Source organism: Rickettsia argasii T170-B (assembly GCF_000965185.1).
GTDB classification, from domain to species: domain Bacteria; phylum Pseudomonadota; class Alphaproteobacteria; order Rickettsiales; family Rickettsiaceae; genus Rickettsia; species Rickettsia rickettsii.
The window spans coordinates 1-24,048 of sequence record NZ_LAOQ01000002.1; the positions used below are offsets into that span (position 1 = coordinate 1).

Sequence of the window (24,048 nt, forward strand, 5' to 3'; positions counted from 1 at the left end):
TTAAGCTCATTTGATACTCTTAGCTGACCATATGCTGGATATTCTATTGCCATATCCATTACTGCCTTCTCTATCGCTGGATCAACTCTATTGGCTATTATTGGCTTTCTGCGACTAATTTCATATAACGCTTCTTCGCCACCAGTTTCATACAGTTCTTTAAATCTGTAATAACTGTCTCTACTATATCCCATCGCTTTACATGCTGATGATATACTACCAAGGCTCTTAGCAAGTTCTAGTAATCCTATTTTTGGCTTTATTATTTTTTGATTTAAGTGCATTCTTTATCTCCATTTAATAATTAATTTATTTTACTAAATGTAAGATAAAATCTCAACTATTACAAATTATTAAGTGCAGCAATTCTTTGTGCGATTTCTTTTTCTTCTTCGGCAAATTTTATTGCTCTTTGTGATTTTAGCAATTCTTCTTCTTGAACCCTAGCTTTCTCAATAGATTGTTCTACTTCATAGTTCTTGATCTTAGTTTCAGCATTCTCTTTTAGAATGGATATATCAAAACTCAAGCCATATGAAGCTGCTTCGCTTTGTAAACTACTCAATTCTCCTAGAATTATTTCTATTTGAGAGCGAGAATAAGAATTGTTAAGATGCTCTTTTAAATTATCGAATTTATATTTTAATGTAGCTGTTATATCCGACATACATGCTCATCATCTTTAATATTAACGCCAAGAAACGTTAACAAAAGTTAATAATTAAGTCAAGAAAATTTTAATAAAAATTAATCTTGTATTTCTAGCCATTGATTTAATAACTCGTCTAGTTTCTTTTTATCATTAATTAATTGTCTAGTAATGCGGTTATATTTTTGAGGATTATCTAAATATAGATTAACGTCTTCAAGTTCTTTTTCTAAGTGTTTGATGGATATTTCTAGCTTTTCAATATAGTTGGGCAATGTTTCAAGCAAACGCTGATATTTATAAGATAGCTTTTTATTTAGAGGTTCTTTTTGAGAAGTTAGTGGTAGTGGTTTTGAAGCTTTTTTGGCTATAGGAGAGGTAGTAAAATACTGCTTATAATCTTCATAACCTCCTGTTAAATCATGAATTTTACCTTGAGCGAAAACTAAAGTTCTAGTAACTAACCTATCTAAAAAGTCACGATCATGGCTCACGACTATTAAAGTACCTGAATAATCTGCAAGTATATCTAGTAAAATTTCCAGACTATCCATATCGAGGTCATTAGTCGGTTCATCTAAAATTAACAGATTGCCAGGGTTAATTAGAATTTTTGCAAGTAATAATCTATTAGCTTCACCGCCTGATAAAATAGCGGTTTTTGCATTAAGTAGTTTAGGATTAAACATGAATTGTTTCAAATAACCGGCAACATGCATGGTTTTACCGTTTGGCAAAAATACTTGATCACCGCCTGTAGGACATAAAGTTTGTTGTAATGTATGATTAGGCTCTAGTTTTTCTCTATGTTGATCAAAATATGAAATATCTAAATTACCGCCATATATAATTTTGCCGTTTTCAGGGGTAAGCTGTTTTGTTAGTAGTTTGATAAAGGTAGATTTGCCTGAGCCATTTGCACCGATTATACCAATTTTCTCGCCTTTTTTTACACGAAAGCTAAAATTATCGATAATTTTAGTATTTTTATAACTAAAAGTAATATTATCTGCTTCAATAATGAATTTACTTTTAGCTATATTTTCGGCAAGCTCTACCCTAACTCTTTGTGTTGCACTAGCTAGTTTTGCAGTCTGTTCTTGTGTTATTGCTCTTAAAGCTTTCAAATCCGCAAGTCTCTTTTGATTCCGTTTACGTCTAGCAGTAACACCGGCATTTAACCATTCATTTTCTTGAGATAATTTTTTATTTAATTTCCGAAGAGCGGCTTCTTCTTGGTCTATGATAATTGTTTGCCATTCATCAAAAAATTTAAATCCTTTATCGGATTTACGTAAAATTCCTCTATCAAGCCACCAAATTTTATTAGTAACATTTGAGAGGAATGTTCTATCATGACTAACGCAAATAATAGCACCGTTATAAGATTTAACAAATTCTTCTAACCATTCGATTGTTGCAATATCTAGATGGTTAGTTGGTTCATCAAGTAGTAATATTTCTGGCTCTAATATTAAAGCTTTAGCAAGGCTTGCTCTTCTCAGTTGACCGCCTGAATAGGTGGATAAATTATCTGTTCCTTTGATTTGTAATTTTTCTAGAATTATATCGATTTGGTATTTATCTATTTCTTTTGTACTATCTGTTTGTTGTAAGACAAAATCATAAACAGTTAGATGAGTTTTTATAGAAATATCTTGTCTTAAATAACCGGTTGTAACTAAAGGATCTTGAAATAATTCACCGTTATCTAACTCATAATCACCTGATATGACTTTCATTAAGCTTGATTTCCCGCAGCCGTTACGTCCTATAAGACAAATCTTATCGCCTGTGTACAAATAAAGCTCTAAATCAGATAAAATTACTTTATCCGCAAAACTTAAGTTACCGTCTTTAATGTAATAAATTGGGGTCATAGTTGATTATTGGCTAGTTTTTATGTCATTCCTGCGAAAGCAGGAATCTAGAAAAATAACCTTAATATTGGTACAAAATTACATATTTGATAGAATAAACATATAAAAATAAGTTTTTATATGTTTTACTGGATTCCTGCTTTCGCAGGAATGACATTAGTTAAAGGTTGGTAGACGAAGTTTAATTTGGAAAAGCTCAAGGAGTCCATAAGACGAGGAGCGGAACGTATACTTAATATGTGAGTACCACAACAGTGCTTATAGGACTTTGTGCCAATTTTTCAAATTAAACGAGTATACTCTTAATCACTAAACTAGCATTAGTACCACCGAATCCGAACGAGTTAGAAAGCACGTAATCTATCTTAGTTTTCTTAGCTTTAAGTGCAACTAAATCTATATTCACCTCATCCATAGGGGTATCTAAGTTTAAGGTTGGCGGTGCAATCTGGTCTCTAATTGCAAGAGTTGAAAAGATAAACTCAACACTTCCTGCCGCACCAAGCAAATGTCCTATTGATGATTTAGTAGAAGACATTAAAACTTTGGGATTCGCTTCTAAAAATAATTTTTGTACGGCTGCTAATTCTATTCCATCACCAAGTGTAGTAGAAGTACCGTGTGCATTAATATAATCAATCATATCGGGCGTGATAGTTGCATCTAGCATTGCGTCTCTCATCGCTCTATAAGCTCCTCTACCTTCAGGATGTGGAGCTGTCATATGATAGGCGTCACCTGTAGAGCCGTATCCTATAACTTCACCGTAAATTTTAGCCCCTCGATTTAAGGCATGCTCATATTCTTCTAAGACTACAACGCCTGCTCCTTCACCCATAACAAAGCCGCTGCGGTCTTTATCCCAAGGTCTTGAGGCTTTTTTAGGATTATCGTTATATTTAGTACATAATGCTCTAGCAGCAACGAAACCTGCAACTCCGACAGGTGTAACTGGAGCTTCTGCACCGCCTGCGATCATAACATCGGCATAGCCGTGCTTTATCATACGCATAGCATCGCCTATAGCATGTGCCCCTGTAGAGCAAGCTGTTACTGCCGCTTGGTTTGGACCGCTAAAACCGTATTTTATAGAAACAAGACCGGATAAAAGATTAATTAATGAAGCGGGGATAAAGAAAGGACTAACTTTGCCGTTATTTTCTTGATAAAGTTTGATAGAGGTATCTTCGATCATTTTAAGCCCGCCGATTCCTGAACCTAATATCAAGCCGGTTCTATCACGAGATTTTTCATCGTCGGGTAACCAGCCGCTATCTTCAACTGCTTCGGTTGTGGCTGCTACTCCGTAACGGATAAATTTATCCATTTTACTTAGTCTATTAATGTCATCTGCTTGTGTGAAATTTTCAAGTTTAAATCCATTTTTCTCAGAGTTATCTATAAGTCCGGCAATTTTACACGCAAGTTTAGAAGTGTCAAATTCTGTAATAGTTTTTATACCGCTTACTCCATCTACAATATTTTTCCAAGATGAGCTAACATTAAGTCCAACAGGAGTAACAAGTCCAAGCCCGGTAATAACTACTCTTTTATTTACTCTTTGATTCGACATTTTTAATTATATATTATAGATTTAATTTATACAGATTAAGATTGGCGTTCTTTGATATATTTTATAACATCGGATACGGTTTTAATTTTAGTGGCTTCATCATCAGGGATATCAATACCGTATTCAACTTCTATTGCCATCATTAACTCTACGGTATCAAGGCTATCGGCTTTCAAATCTTCTATAAATCTTGAATCCGTAGTTATTATCGATTTATCTTTATTTAGCTTTTCAGCAACCATTTCAATAACTTTCTGTTCGATCTTATCCGTTGTACTCATAATTTTGAACTCCATAAATCATTTAATTTTATATGCCGTATAATAGCGGTTATTCAGCTATTAGACTTTATTTTAACTGTATGAATATTTATTTAAAATATTCATCGCATTTTACCTTTAAAAGAACTTCTAGCACAAAAAATTATTTTATGCTAGCACAAAATAATCTTATTAATTTTTATACCATTAACATACCGCCGTTTACATGTATAGTTTGACCGGTAATATATGATGCCTGATCGCTTGCTAAAAATGCGACTGCGTTTGCCACGTCTTCCGGCATACCGTAAGTGCCTAGCGGAATTTTTTGTACTATAGCTTCTCTTTGTTTTTCATTTAGTTTATCGGTCATATCTGATTTAATAAATCCTGGAGCTACTGTGTTAACCGTAATTCCTCTGGTTGCAACTTCGTAAGAGAGTGATTTGGTCATACCTATTAAACCTGCTTTAGAAGCACAATAATTAGTCTGCCCGGGGTTACCTGAAATTCCTACTATTGAAGATATGTTAATAATACGTCCATACCTGTTTTGTATCATTTTTTTTATTGCTTCACGATTTAAAATAAAATTTGCTTTTAAATTAATATCAATAACTTTGTCAAAATCTTCATCTTTCATTCTAATTGCTAGCGTATCGCTAGTAATACCGGCATTACATACTAAAATATCTAACTTTGATGCTTTAGATATTAAATTGCTACATTCTTCCTTATCGGCAAGATTACATACTTCTATCGTATAATTATCTTTTACAACCTTTCCAAGGGATTTTAATTTTTCCTCATTACTACCGCTAATAATTACATGGCTTCCGAGTTTGTGCAGTAACCTCGCTATAGCTCCGCCTATGCCTCCTGAAGCTCCCGTAATTAAGGAAGTTTTACCTGTTAAATCAATCATTTTCTTCCTCCGTTTGATCAAGATTTATATTAGTAATTTTTAACGATTTTTCACGTATTATTTTCTCAATTTCGTTGGAAATTTGTGGATGTTCTTTTAAATATTGTTTGACGTTTTCACGCCCTTGACCTATGCGTACGTTCTTGTAGGAAAACCAAGAGCCGGATTTCTCAACAATATCAAGCTTAACTCCAAGGTCGATTATCTCGCCTTCTTTTGAAATGCCTGAACCGTACATTATATCAAAATCTGCAGTTTTAAATGGAGGAGATACTTTGTTTTTGACTACTTTTACTTTGGTTTGGCTGCCTATTACTTCTTCTTTATCTTTAATGGAGCCGATTCTTCTTATATCGATCCTAACAGAAGCATAGAATTTTAAGGCATTACCGCCTGTCGTAGTTTCAGGACTACCGAACATCACACCTATTTTCATTCTGATTTGATTGATGAAAACAGTAATACAATTGGTGCGATTAATTGATGCAGTAAGTTTACGCAAAGCTTGGCTCATTAACCTTGCTTGAGAAGCCATTTGAGCATCACCCATTTCGCCCTCAATCTCTGATTTCGGTACTAAAGCCGCAACACTATCTATTATTATCATATCAATACCGCTGGAGCGAATTAACGTATCGGCAATTTCTAGGGCTTGTTCACCTGTATCAGGCTGTGAAATAATAAGCTCATCAATATTTACGCCTAATTTTTTAGCATAAGCAGGGTCTAATGCATGCTCGGCATCAATAAAAGCACATGTACCACCCTTTTTTTGAGCTTCTGCAATTAAATGCAATGTTAGAGTGGTTTTACCTGAGCTTTCAGGACCAAAAATCTCGATGATTCTACCTTTGGGAACACCGCCGATTCCAAGAGCTATATCTAGACCAAGTGAGCCGGTCGATACGGCTTCTATATCAACATGCGGACGCTGCCCTAGTTTCATTACCGCACCTTTACCGTAGCTTTTTTCAATTTGTGCGAGTGCTGCGGCAATGGCTCTTTCCTTATCTGTATTTGACATAAATTTCCATATTATAAACTTACCAATTAAAATATAAGCTTGAGAAAGAAAAATCAAATTTTATTTATGTTATTGTGCTTGTAAGATTAAATCTTGACTTCCATACTAGGTGATGCTTAGATGTTAAATTTACTTGTGTTATGGTTAATTGATTTGGACTTGCTTACTATGTTACCAACTGAATTAACCTAGGACTATTAACAAAATAAATTTTAAAGCTAATTAAATTACTTGTTAACAGTCCCATAGTTCTCGAAAAAGATAGATTTAGTAAAACCCTTATTAAATAACTTATTACATATGGTATCACAATTTCCGCAAACTGAATATATCGCTAAAGATAATTCATCATCTATATCTTATAAATTTAGATGGCATATTTTAATTATTTTAAGCATTTGCTTACTTTTGGTATCGATGGAGCTACAGTCTTGCATGCTGTTATGCCTACTATAATCCTTGATTTAAAACCATCTAATTTACAACAATTATGGATAATCAATGCATATGCATTAGTATTATCAGGTCTTCTCATTACCGCAGGTGCATTAGTAGATAGATTTGGTCGTAAAAGATTATTACTTTGGGGGTTTTTAGTTTTTTCCATCGCTTCAATGTTAGTTTATGTATTTGATAGCTCATGGGGATTAGTACTATGTCGTGCTTTACTTGGGTTAGGAGGATTAGTGATGATGCCTTCCACTTTATAATACACATGAACGTATGATCGCAATATCCGTGTGGGGAATAATGGTAACCGTAGGAGCAGCTATAGGACCAGTACTAGGAGGAGTATTGGTTGAGCTTTTAAGTTGGCAATTTGCATTTTTTATAAATGCACCTATTGCATTAGTAATTATTGCTTTTGGTATAGTTTGGATTCCTGAATCATCTGATCCTAGTAATGAACCCATGGGATTGGATAGGAGTATTTCAATCGTTTTTTGGGATGACAGCTTTAGTTCAAGGCATTAAGATGTTGGCTAAATACTGTATTATGAATCTAGCATCCGGCGGAATGCTATTAATTGGCATTGTGTTACTAATAATATTTACCTTACACCAACTTAAAAGTGATGATCCGTTAGTGGATATGCGTTTATTCTTAATTAGCAATTTTAGTATAGGAGTAATAGTTTATTTGCTGATTACGTGTGTCTTAGGATCCATAATGTATCTTATGTCCTTATGGTTACAGTTTATCAAAGGGTTAAGTCCTTTGTATGCAGGTATTTATATGTTGCCTGCAGCAGTTTTTGCTTTAATTGCATCTTTAGTTATGCCATATTTACTCACACGATTTATCGCACGTGTAATAATGTTTAGTGGGCTTTTACTACTATATCATTGATTTTACCTAGTATATGAGACTATAGAGATTTATTATCGAATACTATATTATATATCTTGGATTGCTTGGTATAGGCAGTAGTCTATGCCTCTCTACACCGTAACAGTTATGATGAATGCCAGTACCGGCAAGAGAGATCCGGAGGTGCAGCAGCATTACAAGAAATGAATTAGGTAATGTATTAGGTATAGCTGTTATTGTGAGTATTACATCTTTTATATATAGTAACAATCTAGTAATTCCTCACGGTGTTTCTGTATCAATGGCAGAAATAGCTCATGACTCAATCGGTGAAGGAATAATTATTGCTCAACAACTACCACCTTCATGTGCTCACGAATTAATTAAAGAGGTTAATATTACTTTTATAAATGCATTTAATATAGTAGGTATTGTTCTAGGAATAATCATGCTAATATTGGCGGGTGTGATTATGTATGTTCTTCCTCCTTTTAAAGCATTTACCTCTCTACATTAATATGATGAAACTGGTATAGAAATCTTACCGTCTTTTGCTATTTTTGTACTATTTACCATAATGGTTAATAATGATCTTAGTGCTTATTTTTATAGTAGGTAGTTAATAAAATGAGATGATGATATTTTCAAGGCTATAAATCATTACTAAATATTTTTTCTAATTCTGCTAAGCGTTGTTCTATTCTTTCGATATCGCTTTTTGTTATAGGTCTTTCTAGTAAATCTGCTATCTTGGCTCTTAGGTTTTTTTATTTTCATTTAAAATAAATTCTATGATGAGTCTTGAGATGGTTTTAGTATTGTGGTCAGACATATTTGTTCCCGATTGATTAAACTTAAACTGCTCAGGTTTCAACCACCGAAGAGAAATAAACTCTTGGTGGTTGGGAGAGTAAGAAAACCATCAACGATAGCCATAATAGCCTTTAGGTTCTAAGCTTAAGCTTTAAACCTTGGACATAACTATTATAATCCCGACCGTGAAGTTGAGGATTGCATCAGTTTTGTAAGAAAGGTTCTCACTTTTGGCAGAGGTTTCGACACCACGAAATAGCACTTTGCTACTCTAAGCATCATTTTATATATAATTTTCAAAAAGTAAATTATGGTTTGTTATGGTACTAACAACGTTCTATACTTCTATACCTAAGGAGTTATATGGTGATGATACATCGGCTAATAACGGTATTTCGCAATTTGGATAGTCAATATCTGTGTAACTATGGTTAAATATCTCAAATATTTCTATAATGCTTTCTTTATATTCTTCAGACTTGGGATTTGCTGTTCGTATAATTGTTATTAAGCGTGCAAAGTTGTTGATAGTCTGAAAACTATCATCACCGCCAAGACTCTTACATATTTCATGCAATATTCCGCTTGAAGAATCTAAGTTTATTGCTATAGCGGATGGGGAATTTAATTTTACAATTTCATTATTTAAATTAGTTAGTGGTAGTATTGAGAATTCATATTCCTTAATAGATTTTGCTAGTTTTATAATATCATGTAAATTATTTATTTTTATAACTTCATCGAATATAACTGCATTCTTCTTAAAATTTTCATGTAGTAGTTCTACAAATTTTAATTCTTTATTCTTCATTACTAAATCTAAAGTTTCATTTTTTATATTTCTTCCCTTATACCAATCCCATCCATATTTAATGCAATACCCTAAGATCGTACCTACAGCTAATGTTCCTAATGCTACTCCAGCTATATAAACACCGCTATATCCACCATCATTTGTATCATCGTTAGGTCTTTCTGTAGTAGGGTCAGTGTAAGCTTGACCGAGTTGATCTAAAATATCTTTACCTATTTCTGTAGGAGAAACATTATCTAAAGAGAGACCCAAGTGATTTAGAGTATTTTTAAGAGTATTTATAAACGATTCACGAGGGATTAAAGTTTCTTTATAAGCGTTATAGTTTTGTAAAGCACTCATAGCTTCTTCTTTAGTGCATTCGTTTAAACCTAAGAAATCAGCTCCGCTAGTTTCGGTAATATTGCCTTGAGAGAATATATAATCATTCGTTACTTTATAAAGTTGACTAAGAATACTAACCGTACCGTTTTGATGAGGTGTTACGGTTTGTTGTAAAAGTATATGAGGATTATTTTCAGCATCGATAAAAATATTATTTATTGGAATATTTAAACCATTGTTGCACTCTTGGTGTAGTATTGAAAAATCATTTGGGGACTCATTGAAAGATTGTTCAATGTTTTTCCAATTACACTGTGTATTATCCACTATATAACCTTTTTTAAAAGCTCCTTCAACAGTACTATATACTGATGAAAATATAGTATTGCTTAATTTATGAATGATGTGGCTTACATTACCCGGTAAACGGCTTACTATTTCATTGCTAAATATAGGCATAACACATTTAAAATTTATATTTAATATAGATACCATAATGTTACTTCTTTAATTAATAAAACGTGATTTCTAAAGTATGTTAATGTTTTTGTCAAGATAAAGTTAAAATAAATTAATATATTGAAAGATTTGAGAAAAATGATTGTTATGCTGTAATGTTTCGTTTTTTCGTCATTGCGAGGAGAGATAAAGCCTCGACGTGGCAATCATTTTGTACTAGACTTCTTGCATAACCTATCTTATAAAAGGAATTTACAGGAAACGGATGCGAGAGTACCGGATTGACGTACAAATTATCTTTAGAAGGAGTTTATGCAAGAAATCTACTGTTTCATGAGGTTGCCACGCTCCTTACAGTTGCTCGCATTTGGTGTCCATGCAATGATACCTTGCGGGGATGACATAGAACGTGCTATACAATATTACTTACCTATGCAGAAATTTTTAAAGATCTCGCCTAGTATTTCTTCTACGTTGATAACACCCGTAATTGCACCGATGCAGCTTGCTGTCATTCTAATATCTTCAGTTGCTAGAACTAAATCATTATCTAAGCTAAAAGCCGTTAAATGTGAGAGAGCTTGTTGTAAATAGTTACGATGACGCTGATTTGTTATATAAGGAGTTTCGGTAAATCCTGCCATGTTTTCGGCAATATTTTCAATATTTTTTAATATACTTGAAAGAGCAATATTATTTTTTACTGAAACTCTTAAGCATTTATATTTATTTTCAATAGAAAAGATTTTACTAGCTTCGATTAAATCAATTTTATTAATTATTGTGATAGTATTTTCATCAATTAAATTAATAATATCTTCATTTATAGAGGAGTCTAATTTTTCGGCATCAAACATTATAATTTTAATATCTGCTGTTTTAGCTGAATTTATAGCTCGTTTTATACCTTCCTGCTCGATAATGTCACTACTTTCTTCTCTTATACCTGCTGTATCCTGTAAAATAATAGGATAGCCGCCAATGTCTAAATGTCCCTCAATTATATCTCTAGTAGTTCCTGCAATATTTGAGACAATCGCTATATCTCTCTGCATTAAGAAGTTTAGTAAGCTAGACTTACCAACGTTTGGCGGACCGATAATTGCAAGCTTAAGACCACTTCGTAGTAATTCTCCTTTTCTGTTATCATTAAGATATTCCGATATTGTATTTACAAGAATTGTATGAGTATTAGTAACTTCATTAAGGACGGTATCAGGTATATCTTCATCCGGGAAATCTATATAAGCTTCAAGCAGAGAGATAATTTTTAAAAGCTGACTACGCCAATTATTATATAATGCTTCAAGTTTGCCGCTTGCTTGTCTAATTGCTTGCTTATGCTGCATTATAGTTTCGGCATTAATTAAATCGGCTATCCCCTCTGCTGCTGTTAAATCAAATTTGTTATTTAAAAAAGCTCTTTTGGTAAACTCTCCTGCTTCTGCCAAACGAATACCAGCTATATTTAATAATGCATTTGTCAGCATTATAGATATAGCTTTACTGCCATGCGTGTGAATTTCAACTACGTCTTCCCCGGTAAAGCTACCAGGTGACTTAAAATAAACAACCATAACATTATCGATTAACTCCTTAGTTTCAGGGACTGTAATTTGTTGATAATACATTAATCTCGATTTAAAGTCCTTTCTACCGGTAAGTAGCTGTAAAACTTCTAAACTTTTAGGACCAGAAATCCTAAAAACTGCTACGCCTGCTTTACCGAATGCAGAGCTTTGTGCAAATATCGTTTCCACTTATTGTCTATGCCTCTTGCTTAAGTTATTTTATATAATATAATAACAACAGAAATAATCATATTATTATTACTTAAGAAAATCATGACCCCAAAAACAACCTCTTTAAACTTTAGTCGTTTAAATTGTCAAATCCCGAATTATAACACTAAAATTCTAGAACTTAGCAAGGAACGTGAGTCAAGTGCCATATATATAGATTTTGTTCAAAAGTTTTTAAATTATATTCCGATAGATTATGATTTTGAGAATAGAGCAAAATTATTCCAAAATTTTGCAGATGAAGCCTTTAAGTTTTTTAAGCACAGGATAGCAAGAGCAAGAAAAATAGCAATAACAAAGGTAGTTATCGAAAATGATCCGGCAATAAATGTCTTGATATTACTTGATAATAAGCCGCATATTGTTGATTTTATCATATGTCTGCTTAAAAACATGAATTTGCAAACTAAGTTTTTACTCCATCCGGTAATAAACTGTGTCCGAAATAGTAAAGGAGAATTAGAAAAAATATTAGAAAATTCTGTGTCGGATGAAAAATCAGAATCAATACTACATTTAACCATTTTAGGAAATTTTGACGATAAAACTACTACATTTTTAACTGAGGCTATAAATGAAAGATTAGAAAAGTTAGAGCAAAGCTATAGCCATTTACCGCAATTACTCACAAAATTACAAGATTTATCTAAAAATATAATTGATAATTATAAATTACATTTTAAAGAGGCTAAAGAATTCTTAAATTGGTTACAAAACGATAATTTGGTTTTATTAGGGACTCTTGATTTTGAAGTAAAATCTTTAAAATTAAGCAATGAAATAGGAGCAGCAAAAATATGGCAAGAAGTAAAAGACGAGATTGATGATATTATAAAATGTTCTGCTAATCCTTTATATCAAAATCAATTAATAATACTCGGTAAAATAAATAGTGCGTCGCTTATCCATTCAGATAATTTAATCGACTATATCTTAGTGAAAAAATTTGACTCTTCGGGTGAATATATTTCGGGAAGTATAATTTTCGGTATATATAATTCAAATATGTATTACCATTCAATAAGTAATATTCCAATCCTACGACAAAAATTTAATTTTGTAATTGAGAAAGCCGGTTTTGCATTATCTGGTTATAATGCCGATAAGTTAAGAATTTTAATGGAGTCGTTACCGAGAGAAGCTTTAATACAAATTGATCAAGGCGATTTATATTGTATGTGTTTACATATGCTCTCAAGTATGATGAGTAAGAAGCTTAAATTATTTATTCAATATGATTGGTCTAGTTCTTTTCTTAATATCATAATTTTTCTGCCACGAGAACGTTTAACGGCTGAAATGCATAATATGATAGATTGTTATTTAGCAGAAAAATTCGGTAGTAAAATTTTATCCAACTATATCACTGAAGTAGCCGGTAATTTTTCTTATCTTTTTGTAACGCTTGAAGCACAAGGGGAACATAAAATAAATTTTGAAGCAGAAATAATACAGCAAGATTTAGATCGTATCTCTACACGTTGGAGTGAAGATTTTTATTTTAAGTTTTCTAAAAAATTCGGCGAATATCAAGCAGGTATTAATTTAAAACTTTTTGATAATGTTTTTTCGGCAGATTATCGGCAAAAATTTTCTCCGGAAATAGCTTTAGTAGATATTGAATATCTAACGGAAGCAAGTAAGTCACAAAAATGTATGTTTAATCTAGTTTCTGTAAATGAAACGGAATTTTACTTAAAAATATATAGTCCAAAAGTAAAACTTGCACTTTCTAACATATTGCCGCCAATAGAAAATTTAGGTTTTAAAGCAATTGATGAACAAACTTTTGCAATTAAGGAGGCTCGCGAAATTAAAGAAAGCTGGATATATAATTTTATCTTAACTTCTATTGTACCTGTAAAGGATAATATTACCGAATTAAAAATAAATGTTGAAGAAGCTTTAGATAAAATGGCACTTGGGATGCTTGCTAATGATTCTTTAAGTAAATTAATAGTGCTTGCCGGTTTTAATTGGAAGCAAGTTAAACTCGTCAAAGCTTTAACAAGATATTTACATCAAACGGGATTTAGTTACGGTAAAGGCTATGTACAGTTAACGTTACTTAAACATCCCGAATATACAAAAATGTTGGTAAATCTATTTGATATAAAATTTAATCCTAAACATTTGGATAATAATTGTGATGTAATTAAAGATAAACTAAATAATTACTTAGTAACCGTTGAGATGAGTAGTGAAGATAAAGTACTACGTAATATGCTTGGTATAGTTAATGCTATTACTAGAACAAATTACTATCAACCACATAAACATATTTTTTCATTTAAGTTTGATTCTTCAAAAGTACCGGATTTACCTAAACCTGTTCCGTTTGCTGAAGCATTTGTTTATTCTAGAAATTTTGAAGCTGTTCATTTAAGAGGCGGTCCCGTATCACGCGGAGGGCTTAGATGGTCGGATAGAGCAGAAGATTATAGGCTTGAGGTCCTTGGGCTTATGAAAGCACAAATGACTAAGAATTCCGTTATTGTCCCTGTCGGTTCTAAAGGCGGCTTTTATGTTCATTTTACTGAGGAAGGGCTTACTCGTGATGAATATATGGAAAAAGTGGTAGAATGCTATAAGAATTTCCTTAGAGGTTTATTAGACATAACTGATAATATCATTGACGGTAAAGTAGTACATCCAAAAGACGTTATTATTTATGATAAAGAAGATCCTTATTTAGTGGTTGCTGCCGATAAAGGTACAGCCTCATTTTCGGATTATGCTAATAGTGTGGCAAGAGAATATAATTACTGGCTTGATGATGCTTTTGCTTCCGGTGGTTCTGCAGGTTACGATCATAAAAAAATGGCTATTACTTCCAAAGGAGCTTGGATTTCCGTAACTAATCACTTTAAAACTTTAGGGTTAGATGTCCAAAAAGACCCTATTACCGTCGTAGGTATAGGAGATATGTCGGGAGATGTGTTCGGTAACGGTATGCTCAGATCAGAGGCTATTAAGTTAGTTGCTGCCTTTAATCATAAACATATATTTATTGATCCTACTCCTGATCCTTTATCAAGTTTTAATGAGCGTTTGCGTTTATTTAATTTAAAGGGTTCTAATTGGTCTGATTATGATTCTAAGCTTATTTCTAAAGGAGGCAAAGTATTTGAACGCAGTAGTAAATTAATAAAATTATCGCCGGAAATTAAAAAATTACTTGATATAAATGATAATGAATTATCACCGGAAGAATTAATTAAAGCTATTTTAAAAGCAGATGTTGATTTATTGTGGAATGGCGGAATAGGCACTTATATCAAAGCTAAAACGGAAAATAATTTAGAAATCGGTGATAAAGCAAATGATAATCTGAGATGTGACGGTGAAGAAATTAGAGCAAAAGTTATAGCAGAAGGCGGTAATGTTGGGGTATCACAGAGAGGTAGAGTTGAATATGCTAAAAAAGGCGGGCGCATAAATGCTGACTTTATTGATAATTCAGCAGGTGTTGATTGCTCCGATCATGAGGTAAATATCAAGATTGCTTTAAGTAGTGCGATAACCTCAGGCAAAATTACTTTAGAAGAACGTAATAAACTTCTAAACGATATGACAAAGCAAGTTGAAGAGTTAGTATTACTTGATAATTATAAGCAAACTGAAGCAATAACAATTATGCAACTATCTCCTACTTTAACTGTTAATATACTTAGTCAATTTATAGATATTTTAGAAGAAGAAAAAGTATTAGAGCGGGAAAATGAATTCTTGCCTAGTGCAGAAGAATTGAATAGCAGAGCTATTAGCGGTGAAGTATTAACTCGTCCTGAGCTTTGCATATTGCTATCATATAGTAAGAGATCTGCTTATCATGAGTTAATTAATTCTACTTTTTCCCATGATAAATATTTTGATGCATATCTTATAGATTATTTTCCTGAAATGATGCAAAAAAAGTTTCGTAATGAAATTTTATCTCATCCACTTAAACATGAGATTATTAAAACCGTTACTATAAATAAAATAATGAATCAGCTTGGAGGACCGCTTATTAGTATTGTAAAGCGTGAGATTGGGGCTCCTCTTTGTGATATAATAAGGTCATATACCATTATTTGTGAAATTTTTGATCTTGATGATATATGGGAAACGATAAGTAAGCTACCTACTAATATTGATTACAATGTAAAAATCGACATGTTTACCGAAATAACGAAATTAATGCGTCGAGGTATTTCGTGGTTTATTAAAAATTTAAAACATCCTATTAATATTAGTGAAACTATAGAAGAGTTTAGAGTTCCTGCACAAAACTTAAGAAAAACGGTAGATACTTTATTAGTTGGAGAAACTAAAATAAGATTTGAAGAAAAATTAAATTATTATACCACTAGCGGGGTAGAGGAATCATTGGCTGCTACTATCGCTACATTTGACAATTTAATTTCAGTATTTGACATTATATATGTAACAAAACAGACTTCAGGGAATAATAAAGAGATAGCAAAAGCTTATTTTGTTATAAGTGATATGTTTAGTCTTGATTGGTTACGTAAAGCTTGTGATAGGCAATTGAACGATTCATTTTGGCGTCGCTTAGGTATTCAATCGCTAAAAGATGATTTATATGACAAACAACGTAGATTATTAATAAAAATAATTAATAAATCTAAAACAACTATTGATTTAGATTTATGGATTGATAATAATAATAACTTAGTTAGAAATTTGCTTGATTTTATTAAAGAAATTAAAGCTCAAGAAACTATAGACTTAAATATAATTATTTTAGCGAACAAGAAATTTGAAATATTCTTACAAAAACTTGAGTAAATTATGTCGTCAATGCTTAGGCAAATTAGGTTAGATTTAGGTAAAACTTTAAATCAGGTATCTAGTGATTTAAAAATTAGAAAAAAATATTTAGTAGCTTTAGAAGAGGGTGATTTTGATGTTTTACCGGGAGAAGTATACGTAAGAGGTTACTTAAAATTATACTTGGATTATCTTAATGTAAAAGATAGAAATGCAGAGCAGATAGAAGCTACTAAACAGAACGAAACCGAAAAATTATTAAATAATAAAAGAGCTACGGTATTAATAAATTATAAACATAAAAAACAATTAGTACTTATATCTATTATAATGTTATCAATTATTATTGTAAGTCATCCATTCATAATTAACGCTTAAACGAAAATAATAATGAAATATTAGACTGCTTACAGAACGAAGCTAATAAAGAGGCATTTGAAGGAGACACGGAACGCGGCACCGCAGTGTACATAGACGTACGTGAGGATGCGAGTACAGGATCGACGTACAAATTACCTTTAGAAGCAGGTTATGTAAACAGTCTAAAGAAATTAATGGAAGAAGTAGAACATAAAATCGATGATTTGTTGAGTATGCTTGTAAATAATCAAAATGAAGTTCAAAAATTACAAAACGAAAATAAAGTATTAAAAGATAATTATATAACAATGCTAGATCAAATTAACATTTATATTAATGAACTGGAAGAAATAAAAAAACAGCAAAAATAATTATGTCAATTGTTACGGTAACATTAAATAACAAGAGTTTTCAATTATATTGTAATAATGGAGATGAGGAAGAATTACTATCTTTAGCGAATAAATTGAATGATAAAATAGCGGAAATTAAACTTGGTAGTCCCACAGCCTCTTTTGAGCTATTATTAGTTATGGCATCACTTAATGCGCAAGCTGAAATAGCTAGTCTAACAGAAAAACTTAATAAAAACGGTCTTCAAAAAAATCATCCAGACGAAGAAAAATTCGCAGAAACCTTAACTACTATAGCAGGTTACCTAGAAAACCTTGCACGTAAAATGGGAAAGTGATATATTAGCTTTTGGCTGCTTGGTTTGTGAGCTTAATATTAACTTAGGACTACCACTAACTTTTAGGACATCGTCCCTGTCTAATACTAATTCAGTTTAGATATATGAAGTCCACCTTTACATAAAGGTCTTTGAAGGATTTTAAGTAACGGCCAAAGCGGTCATGTATACTCGTTTAATTTGAAAAATTGGCTACGTTGTCTTTTGCTGATAATCCTCACGTACTAGTATATACGCTGCGGTTATCAGCTTCAAGACGCCTTGCTCTTTTCCAAATTAGTCTAACTACTTTTCGTTTACTCACAGTATACCTTTAAAATGAAACAAACAAAATCACGCAATAAAGTTCTTGGTGCTTTTTTAGGCACTATTATTGAATATTACGATTATAGTTTATATGGTTTTTCAGCGGCAATTATCGCTGATAAATTCTTTTCAGCCAATACTGATCTATTAACAAAGCTTGTAAATGTTTTTGCCGTTTATGCAGCAGCATATTTATCAAAGCCTATGGGTGCTTATATTTTTGGACGTATAGGGGATATATACGGTCGAAAAAAAGCCTTAAGTTTTACGATTATCGGTATTGTAATCCCTACCTTAATAATAGGTTTATTGCCCGATTATTCCTCGATAGGAATTTGGAGTACAATAATTTTAGTTTTATGTCGCTTCATGCAAGGTATTTTTATTGGAGGGGAATATGACGGTGCAGCGATTTATGTTATTGAACATTTAGGAGCAAAATACCGATTTACTGCCTCGGCAATAACTAGATGTACAGGAGTAATAGGTTTATTATGTGGAATCGGTGCAACTAATTTCTTTAATTCTCATATTTTGCCGGAGTGGGGTTGGCGTATTCCGTTTTTACTAAGTTTACCACTTGCATTAATAACTCTTTATTATCGCCGGAAATTTGATGAAACACCGGAGTTTAAAAAAGCACACTATAGCCAAGATGCTATTGAAAAACTTAGCTCTATAATTAAAAAGCAATGGAAAAATATTGCACGGTTAATATTTTTAGCCGGAGGTTTTGGAGCAACATATCAAATTGCGATCATCTTTATGAAGCAATATTTACCGATCGTATTACCTTCAGTCGTTATTATTATGAGTGCTTTTTCGGTCTTAATAGTAATATGTTTTGCTGTTTGCATGCCGATTGCCGGTTTTATTGCTGATCGCTTAGGAGTTAATTCAGTATTAAAAATCGCATTTATATGTACTATTACAGCAAGTGTATTTTTTGTGATAGCAGTAAAATATCAAATGACTAATTTAGGGCTTGCAGCTAGTTTAATGTTAGCTGCATCAGTTGCACCTTTTAATGCTCTTGCTCATAGTATAGTTATTAAGTCTTTTGTAGTTAAAGAACGCTATCGTGTTATAAGTTTAGGACATAATATCGGTTCAATGTTAATGTCCGGTACTGCTAATTATATTTGTGCAAAGGTAATAAAATCATTTGATTTTAACCTATTCCCGATTTTATATCTTTGCATGTTTGCCGTACTTGCTTATTCTATGACCATATTATTTAACCGCAATAGGTAAAAAATAAATCTTGATGAAAATAATGAATGTAAGTATCTTTATTTGTATTTTTTTTAACTTTAAATGTTATGCATAAAATTTTTCATAAATCTATAATTTTTATTATCTTATGTATACAAGGAAATATTAGTTTTACCGATGCAAACGGAAGTATATACTTTAGATATTGGTAATTGTAAAGAACGTAAATATAACTATGAAGATCATTTGGAAGAATTGTTGAAGCAAGAAATTTCTTTAGCAATGCAGAAGAATGGTTTAAGAGTTAAGCTATTGCACAACAAAGATATTAGAACACAAAAGCTTGATGATTTAGTATCTCGTTTCCGTAGCTCCTATAATAATACTTATACTGCTTTATATACGCCTTTATTATGATCTGAAGAAAAAGCTTTCTCAATGACTCAAAATATAGGTGAACCTGTTATAATGTTAAGAGAAAAAACAGGAGCCGATATATTTGTATTACTTAATTATGTGCAAATAATAAAGACTAATGGAGCTCGTACACGTGACTTTTTAATGAGTGCTTTGGGTTGTTCAGTAAGTAATGCAGATAATATATTTATGTCTATAGGAGTAGTAGAAGCAAAAAGTGGTAGAATATTATGGACTAATGCAATGCCCCAAGCACAACCATTTAGTAGCTCTATTTTCTCTTCTCGTGATAAATCAGAAATGGGCAATTTTCATTCAGTAATAAATATGCTTTTATCTCCATTATAAACTGAATTTTGTGTCGTTCAGGGGTAGTTGGTGTGGTTTATTATTCCTCTCTGTCATCCCGTGATTTATTCACGGGATCCAGTAAAACATATAGTATGGGTAGACAAAACACATTTAATTTAAGTTCATAAACTATAAATCGTTTTTATCAAATAGGAAAAATTCACCTATTTCAGGGATAATCAACTTATTTTCATCAATATTATGTTTTTTCATAGCTTGTCGAAGTTCCAAAGGAGCGGCATTAAATGCTTCATCAGCTAATTGAAAGACGTCAAAATGACTAGCTATAGAAAATATTTAGCGCATAAGTCCAAATGAGTAAATATGGCTTCTTCAGGATGCATATGCACCGGTTTCATAAACCATCTTGGTTCATAAGCCTCTATCGGAATAAGGCTTATTAAAATATTATGTTTTTTTCCTATCTCTTTAAAAAGAGTATCGTTATAACCCGCATCACCTATAAAACAAATATCTCCTATCTTAGTTTTAATGATCAAAGTTCCCCATAATGCTTTATTTTTATCAAATATTCCTCTAGCCGACCAATGCTGTGTCGGTTCTAAAGAAAATTCTACATCGTCTTTAATTTCATCTTCTTGGAAACTTTTTGAATTTAGCTGTATTTCTTGTTCTTTATATGATTCTCCCCACCCTAAGGTAACAATTTCTGCATCGGTAATATGTTTTTTGATTTATTACGTCATTAATTAGCGGTGTAATAATCTTAGGCTTATATTGTTCTGATGTCTAAATGGTCATAGTAATTATGGCTTATTAATATAACATTTATTTTAGGTAAATCGGTAAAATTAATACCGGGTTTTACCACTCTCTTTGGTCCTGCAAAAGTAAAAGGACTAACCTGCTCCGACCATACCGGATCGGTTAAGATATTTAAACCGTCTATTTGAATTCAAAAGGTTACATGCTCTACGTAGGCTACTCGTACAGCGTCATCTCGATCGCTTGATACTAATGAATTTCGTGGAACTCGTCTGTAGTCACGTACTAATGTACACTGTGCAGACTCGTCCTTAAATTCATCTTATCTGAAGCGATCGAGATTTAGCTGTGTATTTTTACTTCTAGTTATTTTTTGTGGTGGAATATCAGTGGAAGTAAGCGGCAGTGCTGTCAGCCATTTTGGTCGTTTTGAAGTTATTTTCCATTTTAGAATATCAAGTAAGGTTTTAAGTTTTATATTAGGCTCAATATTGAAAAACATATTTTTATTTAGATAGACCTTCCTTTCGGTTTATTAGATTTAACTTGTTCAGCAAAAGATTTGGTCTTTTTATTTGTTGGTTTATGAATAAATCCTCTAGTTTTTTCTCCTATCAACATGGCTTCTTGAAGTATATCTTTTGGTAGTTTAGCTATAGATGCCGATGTTTCCGGAGTTTGTTTTATTTCTACCGTTATCTTTTTTGCTTTATTTATATCTCTGCCTATTACTTCATCTAGTGGAACATTTTTATAATCTGCAAGAGCAACAATTGCTCCCATATCAGGCATTTTTGTACGACCATCTAGAAAATTTTTCCACGCTGTTTCATGAGTACCTGTTTTTTCACTTAACTTATACGGGGTTATATTGTCTGTTTCTAATATATTCAGTACAAATTTTTTAAAATTATTTCTAATTTCTGCTGGATCGTCTTTATTTGTTTCTGATATATCGTTAATCTGATTAAATCTTTCTTTTGACCTTATATCTTCACTCATTATTTTTTCCTGTAAAATTTACTCCTAAAAATTGAGAGTTAAAATAACTTCATAGATAGTCTCTTAGACTTATTTATTAATATATAACTAATAGATAGTAAATAGAAGATAATTATAATGAAAATAATAAATTTAAGCTATTGAATTAAGTATTTAGGTCTTATATATGAAATTGAAATTAATCTATTTTAACTTTTTTTGTCACAAATTATAAAATTTTTCTGTAGTAGGAGCCATGTCTGTTCCACTTCTTTTACTATAAATTAAATTTCAGATGCAGAATCTAAGAGATTATATAAATTAAAAATTATTTTTTCTGCATCTTGATCATTTATGAATAAGGTAATTTTAACTTCTGATAATTGTATCATGTGAACATTTATATTATCGTTCGTTAACTTTGATAATATCGTTTCAAGTAATTTACAATCATTTTTAATCCCATAACCAATAAGAGAGATTGTAGCAATTTCGGTATCAAAAGTAAAATCTTGTATCTGCTTATCATCTTGTAAATTAGTCAGTAAAGCTTGTAAATTATTTTTATCGGTTAAATTTGTAATAAAACTATATTCTTCATTATTTTTTATCTCTTGCATAAACTCAATATGATTATTATTTTGTGTAATCATATTTGCAACTTGCAAAAAACTTAAAGAAATGCTCTTTACAGATATTTTTAATAAATTTTTATTAGAAGTAATGCTGTTAATAATCCCATTCTCCATATTTTTATCCTTTGAAGTGATTAACGTACCTTCTGTATCCGGTGAAAATGTTGACAGAACACGCATATCTATGTTATACCGCATTACTAACTCTCCGGCTCTAGGGTGTAGTACTTTTGCTCCACTTGATGCTAGTTCTAACATTTCTAAAAAATCTATTTCTTTTATCTTCTTGGCATTGGGAATAATTCTTGGATCAGTAGTAAATATTCCCTCTACATCGGTATAAATATCACATCTATCGGCTTTCATAGCTGCAGCGATTAAGGCGGCAGTAGTATCAGATCCTCCTCTGCCCAAAGTAGTTAATCTATTGGATTTGTTAATTCCTTGAAAACCGGCTATTATAGGAACGGTATTTAACTGTAAATATTTTTCTAGTAAATCTGTAGTAATTGATTCTACTAAAGCTTTACTATGATTATTATCGGTGAGCATCGGTAATTGCCAAGCTAGAAATGATCGCGCCTTTATGTCTTCTTCTTGAAGAGCGAGCGCTAGTAATGAAGCAGTGACTATTTCACCGCTAGAAAGTGCTACATCATATTCTGCAAATTGAGAAATGTTGTTAAGGCTTGATACTTCATTACACAATGTGACAAGTTGATTAGTAACACCTACCATAGCCGAAACTACTACAATTACTTGGTTATTTTTAGCTATTTCGGTTTTTATGATAGGAACGATTTTTTTTATTCTATCAATATTTGCAACGGAAGTGCCACCGAACTTTTGAATTATTAAGGCCATAAGTAAAGAAAGCCTAATAGAATATTATGTTATATAATTAATTCCCGTCTGTCGTCATCTAGCTCACTTACAGACATTATTGTGTGGAACGGTTTTCAATTGTCATCTCGCGACTTGATCGCGGGATCCAGCTTAAAATACTAATAATATTAGTACTTTAAATTGTTTTTATGGACCCTGTGGTCAAGCTACGGGGTGACCAAGTGGATTTTACCAATCAACGCAACAATGCCATAAAAAGCATTTTCCGTTCCACGTAACACTAGTAGATCAAACCGCAATACTTAAGCACTGGCAATTTCTTTAACATTCACGATTTTATGATTTCGCTTAGTTAAAAATTCTACTCTACCTTCTATCAAAGCAAATATTGTATGATCTTTACCAAGCCCTACATTCGTTCCAGGATGAATTTTTGTGCCGCGTTGTCTAACTATAATATTACCGGGTATTACATATTGCCCATCGGCTTTTTTAACTCCCAGCCTTCGACCGGCCGAGTCTCTTCCGTTTCTAGAACTACCACCGGCTTTTTTTGTTGCCATTTTATAATTCCTTTTAAGTTATTATTATTGTTTGATAATATCTAATATTTTTAATTCTGTCAATTCTTGACGATGACCGGCTTTACGACGATAATTTTTTCTACGCTTTTTCTTAAAGACTATAATTTTATTATCTTTAAGTTGGTTAGTAATTTCAGCCGTAACGATAGCCCCTTTAACTATTGGAGTCCCAATAAAAGAAGGCTTTGAGTATTCGCCAATCATTAAAATTTGATCAAACTGAATTTTAGAGCCAAGTTCTCCATCAATTTTTTCGACTTTAATAATACTATTTCTGTCTACTTTATATTGTTTTCCACCTGCTTTTATAACTGCGAACATGAAA

General features: G+C 32.1%; 24 protein-coding genes, 1 other RNA gene and 3 pseudogenes. 12 read left to right on the forward strand and 16 right to left on the reverse strand.

Going from position 1 to position 24,048, the window contains the following annotated elements:
* From RAT170B_RS02310 to recA, 7 genes and pseudogenes are all read right to left on the reverse strand, one after another.
* Window positions 1-284, reverse strand: a 284-nt coding sequence (locus RAT170B_RS02310; RefSeq protein ID WP_045805530.1) for a helix-turn-helix domain-containing protein, incomplete at its 3' end; no start/stop codon positions are given.
* A gap of 62 nt (window positions 285-346) precedes the next feature.
* Window positions 347-667 (reverse strand): annotated as a pseudogene (locus RAT170B_RS02315) (hypothetical protein); the annotation flags it as partial.
* An 80-nt stretch (window positions 668-747) separates the two neighbouring features.
* Window positions 748-2,529: an ABC-F family ATP-binding cassette domain-containing protein gene (locus tag RAT170B_RS02320; RefSeq protein WP_045805532.1), complete on the reverse strand. Its 1,782-nt coding sequence runs from the start codon at window positions 2,527-2,529 to the stop codon at window positions 748-750.
* A gap of 286 nt (window positions 2,530-2,815) precedes the next feature.
* Complete coding sequence (fabF, locus tag RAT170B_RS02325; RefSeq protein WP_014014777.1) at window positions 2,816-4,102, reverse strand: beta-ketoacyl-ACP synthase II; 1,287 nt, start codon at window positions 4,100-4,102, stop codon at window positions 2,816-2,818.
* A 35-nt stretch (window positions 4,103-4,137) separates the two neighbouring features.
* Entirely contained in the window at window positions 4,138-4,398 is a 261-nt protein-coding gene (acpP, locus tag RAT170B_RS02330; protein ID WP_008579292.1) for an acyl carrier protein, read from the reverse strand.
* A gap of 163 nt (window positions 4,399-4,561) precedes the next feature.
* Window positions 4,562-5,287, reverse strand: a complete 726-nt coding sequence (gene fabG / locus RAT170B_RS02335; protein ID WP_014014776.1) for a 3-oxoacyl-ACP reductase FabG — start codon at window positions 5,285-5,287, stop codon at window positions 4,562-4,564.
* Window positions 5,280-6,311 carry a recombinase RecA gene (gene recA, locus RAT170B_RS02340; RefSeq protein ID WP_014014775.1) on the reverse strand — a complete coding sequence of 344 codons (1,032 nt, stop codon included), beginning with the start codon at window positions 6,309-6,311 and terminating at the stop codon, window positions 5,280-5,282. The genes fabG and recA overlap by 8 nt, the downstream gene beginning before the upstream one ends.
* A gap of 371 nt (window positions 6,312-6,682) precedes the next feature.
* On the opposite strand from recA, the gene RAT170B_RS02345 reads away from it, so the two are divergent.
* From RAT170B_RS02345 to RAT170B_RS02360, 4 genes are all read left to right on the forward strand, one after another.
* Window positions 6,683-7,021: an MFS transporter gene (locus tag RAT170B_RS02345; RefSeq protein WP_261368646.1), complete on the forward strand. Its 339-nt coding sequence runs from the start codon at window positions 6,683-6,685 to the stop codon at window positions 7,019-7,021.
* 40 nt (window positions 7,022-7,061) lie between these two features.
* Window positions 7,062-7,286: an MFS transporter gene (locus tag RAT170B_RS02350; RefSeq protein WP_045805533.1), complete on the forward strand. Its 225-nt coding sequence runs from the start codon at window positions 7,062-7,064 to the stop codon at window positions 7,284-7,286.
* On the forward strand, window positions 7,216-7,662 hold the full coding sequence (locus RAT170B_RS11155; RefSeq protein WP_261368647.1) for a hypothetical protein: 447 nt from the start codon (window positions 7,216-7,218) through the stop codon (window positions 7,660-7,662). Before RAT170B_RS02350 ends, RAT170B_RS11155 begins: the two co-directional genes overlap by 71 nt.
* Before the next feature lie 115 nt (window positions 7,663-7,777).
* Window positions 7,778-8,140: a hypothetical protein gene (locus RAT170B_RS02360; RefSeq protein ID WP_261368648.1), complete on the forward strand. Its 363-nt coding sequence runs from the start codon at window positions 7,778-7,780 to the stop codon at window positions 8,138-8,140.
* 633 nt (window positions 8,141-8,773) lie between these two features.
* Here the strand turns inward: RAT170B_RS02360 and RAT170B_RS02365 are convergent.
* On the reverse strand, window positions 8,774-10,069 hold the full coding sequence (locus RAT170B_RS02365; protein ID WP_045805534.1) for a DUF5460 family protein: 1,296 nt from the start codon (window positions 10,067-10,069) through the stop codon (window positions 8,774-8,776).
* Between the two features lie 386 nt (window positions 10,070-10,455).
* Window positions 10,456-11,793: a tRNA uridine-5-carboxymethylaminomethyl(34) synthesis GTPase MnmE gene (gene mnmE, locus RAT170B_RS02370; protein WP_045805535.1), complete on the reverse strand. Its 1,338-nt coding sequence runs from the start codon at window positions 11,791-11,793 to the stop codon at window positions 10,456-10,458.
* A gap of 84 nt (window positions 11,794-11,877) precedes the next feature.
* Here mnmE and RAT170B_RS02375 point away from each other — a divergent pair, with 84 nt between their 5' ends.
* The 8 genes from RAT170B_RS02375 (at window position 11,878) to RAT170B_RS02405 (ending at window position 19,948) form a co-directional block, all read left to right on the forward strand.
* Window positions 11,878-16,629 carry an NAD-glutamate dehydrogenase gene (locus RAT170B_RS02375; RefSeq protein ID WP_045805536.1) on the forward strand — a complete coding sequence of 1,584 codons (4,752 nt, stop codon included), beginning with the start codon at window positions 11,878-11,880 and terminating at the stop codon, window positions 16,627-16,629.
* A 3-nt stretch (window positions 16,630-16,632) separates the two neighbouring features.
* Window positions 16,633-16,989 carry a helix-turn-helix domain-containing protein gene (locus tag RAT170B_RS02380; protein ID WP_045805537.1) on the forward strand — a complete coding sequence of 119 codons (357 nt, stop codon included), beginning with the start codon at window positions 16,633-16,635 and terminating at the stop codon, window positions 16,987-16,989.
* Window positions 16,990-17,006: 17 nt separating this feature from the next.
* Complete coding sequence (locus RAT170B_RS02385; RefSeq protein WP_045805538.1) at window positions 17,007-17,342, forward strand: palindromic element RPE1 domain-containing protein; 336 nt, start codon at window positions 17,007-17,009, stop codon at window positions 17,340-17,342.
* A gap of 2 nt (window positions 17,343-17,344) precedes the next feature.
* Window positions 17,345-17,662, forward strand: a complete 318-nt coding sequence (locus tag RAT170B_RS02390) for a cell division protein ZapA (protein ID WP_004997454.1) — start codon at window positions 17,345-17,347, stop codon at window positions 17,660-17,662.
* A 9-nt stretch (window positions 17,663-17,671) separates the two neighbouring features.
* Window positions 17,672-17,830: non-coding RNA, 6S RNA (ssrS, locus tag RAT170B_RS08315), on the forward strand.
* A 150-nt stretch (window positions 17,831-17,980) separates the two neighbouring features.
* Entirely contained in the window at window positions 17,981-19,222 is a 1,242-nt protein-coding gene (locus RAT170B_RS02395) for an MFS transporter (protein ID WP_014014764.1), read from the forward strand.
* Between the two features lie 138 nt (window positions 19,223-19,360).
* Window positions 19,361-19,600: a hypothetical protein gene (locus RAT170B_RS02400; RefSeq protein WP_024704360.1), complete on the forward strand. Its 240-nt coding sequence runs from the start codon at window positions 19,361-19,363 to the stop codon at window positions 19,598-19,600.
* 21 nt (window positions 19,601-19,621) lie between these two features.
* Entirely contained in the window at window positions 19,622-19,948 is a 327-nt protein-coding gene (locus RAT170B_RS02405) for a hypothetical protein (protein WP_261368649.1), read from the forward strand.
* Window positions 19,949-20,235: 287 nt separating this feature from the next.
* Here RAT170B_RS02405 and RAT170B_RS02415 read toward each other — a convergent pair whose 3' ends face one another.
* From RAT170B_RS02415 to rplU, 7 genes and pseudogenes are all read right to left on the reverse strand, one after another.
* Window positions 20,236-20,577 (reverse strand): MBL fold metallo-hydrolase, encoded by a 342-nt coding sequence (locus RAT170B_RS02415; protein ID WP_267878501.1) that lies wholly within the window; start codon window positions 20,575-20,577, stop codon window positions 20,236-20,238.
* A pseudogene (locus RAT170B_RS12065) lies at window positions 20,554-20,867 on the reverse strand (MBL fold metallo-hydrolase); the annotation flags it as partial. The gene RAT170B_RS02415 and the pseudogene RAT170B_RS12065, both read right to left, overlap by 24 nt.
* A 12-nt stretch (window positions 20,868-20,879) precedes the next feature.
* Window positions 20,880-21,032: pseudogene (locus RAT170B_RS11165) on the reverse strand (palindromic element RPE3 domain-containing protein); the annotation flags it as partial.
* Window positions 21,033-21,187: 155 nt separating this feature from the next.
* The gene (locus RAT170B_RS02425; RefSeq protein WP_045805540.1) at window positions 21,188-21,679 is read right to left on the reverse strand and encodes a hypothetical protein; all 492 of its coding nucleotides are present in this window, start codon (window positions 21,677-21,679) and stop codon (window positions 21,188-21,190) included.
* 263 nt (window positions 21,680-21,942) lie between these two features.
* On the reverse strand, window positions 21,943-23,157 hold the full coding sequence (locus RAT170B_RS02430; RefSeq protein WP_045805541.1) for an aspartate kinase: 1,215 nt from the start codon (window positions 23,155-23,157) through the stop codon (window positions 21,943-21,945).
* A 284-nt stretch (window positions 23,158-23,441) separates the two neighbouring features.
* Window positions 23,442-23,702 (reverse strand): 50S ribosomal protein L27, encoded by a 261-nt coding sequence (gene rpmA / locus RAT170B_RS02435; RefSeq protein WP_011271503.1) that lies wholly within the window; start codon window positions 23,700-23,702, stop codon window positions 23,442-23,444.
* A gap of 24 nt (window positions 23,703-23,726) precedes the next feature.
* The gene (gene rplU / locus RAT170B_RS02440; protein ID WP_014014759.1) at window positions 23,727-24,044 is read right to left on the reverse strand and encodes a 50S ribosomal protein L21; all 318 of its coding nucleotides are present in this window, start codon (window positions 24,042-24,044) and stop codon (window positions 23,727-23,729) included.
* Window positions 24,045-24,048 lie beyond the last annotated feature (4 nt).

Coding starts and splice junctions, on each gene's coding strand:
- RAT170B_RS11155 (WP_261368647.1), top strand. CDS start 7,216: ATGAACCCATGGGATTGGATAGGAGTATTTCAATCGTTTTTTGGGATG.
- RAT170B_RS02425 (WP_045805540.1), bottom strand. CDS start 21,679: ATGAGTGAAGATATAAGGTCAAAAGAAAGATTTAATCAGATTAACGAT.
- RAT170B_RS02430 (WP_045805541.1), bottom strand. CDS start 23,157: ATGGCCTTAATAATTCAAAAGTTCGGTGGCACTTCCGTTGCAAATATT.
- RAT170B_RS02400 (WP_024704360.1), top strand. CDS start 19,361: ATGCAAACGGAAGTATATACTTTAGATATTGGTAATTGTAAAGAACGT.
- RAT170B_RS02350 (WP_045805533.1), top strand. CDS start 7,062: ATGGTAACCGTAGGAGCAGCTATAGGACCAGTACTAGGAGGAGTATTG.
- RAT170B_RS02345 (WP_261368646.1), top strand. CDS start 6,683: ATGGCATATTTTAATTATTTTAAGCATTTGCTTACTTTTGGTATCGAT.
- RAT170B_RS02320 (WP_045805532.1), bottom strand. CDS start 2,529: ATGACCCCAATTTATTACATTAAAGACGGTAACTTAAGTTTTGCGGAT.
- acpP (WP_008579292.1), bottom strand. CDS start 4,398: ATGGAGTTCAAAATTATGAGTACAACGGATAAGATCGAACAGAAAGTT.
- RAT170B_RS02395 (WP_014014764.1), top strand. CDS start 17,981: ATGAAACAAACAAAATCACGCAATAAAGTTCTTGGTGCTTTTTTAGGC.
- RAT170B_RS02390 (WP_004997454.1), top strand. CDS start 17,345: ATGTCAATTGTTACGGTAACATTAAATAACAAGAGTTTTCAATTATAT.
- rplU (WP_014014759.1), bottom strand. CDS start 24,044: ATGTTCGCAGTTATAAAAGCAGGTGGAAAACAATATAAAGTAGACAGA.
- RAT170B_RS02380 (WP_045805537.1), top strand. CDS start 16,633: ATGTCGTCAATGCTTAGGCAAATTAGGTTAGATTTAGGTAAAACTTTA.
- recA (WP_014014775.1), bottom strand. CDS start 6,311: ATGTCAAATACAGATAAGGAAAGAGCCATTGCCGCAGCACTCGCACAA.
- RAT170B_RS02375 (WP_045805536.1), top strand. CDS start 11,878: ATGACCCCAAAAACAACCTCTTTAAACTTTAGTCGTTTAAATTGTCAA.
- fabG (WP_014014776.1), bottom strand. CDS start 5,287: ATGATTGATTTAACAGGTAAAACTTCCTTAATTACGGGAGCTTCAGGA.
- RAT170B_RS02360 (WP_261368648.1), top strand. CDS start 7,778: ATGCCAGTACCGGCAAGAGAGATCCGGAGGTGCAGCAGCATTACAAGA.
- RAT170B_RS02405 (WP_261368649.1), top strand. CDS start 19,622: ATGACTCAAAATATAGGTGAACCTGTTATAATGTTAAGAGAAAAAACA.
- rpmA (WP_011271503.1), bottom strand. CDS start 23,702: ATGGCAACAAAAAAAGCCGGTGGTAGTTCTAGAAACGGAAGAGACTCG.
- fabF (WP_014014777.1), bottom strand. CDS start 4,102: ATGTCGAATCAAAGAGTAAATAAAAGAGTAGTTATTACCGGGCTTGGA.
- RAT170B_RS02365 (WP_045805534.1), bottom strand. CDS start 10,069: ATGGTATCTATATTAAATATAAATTTTAAATGTGTTATGCCTATATTT.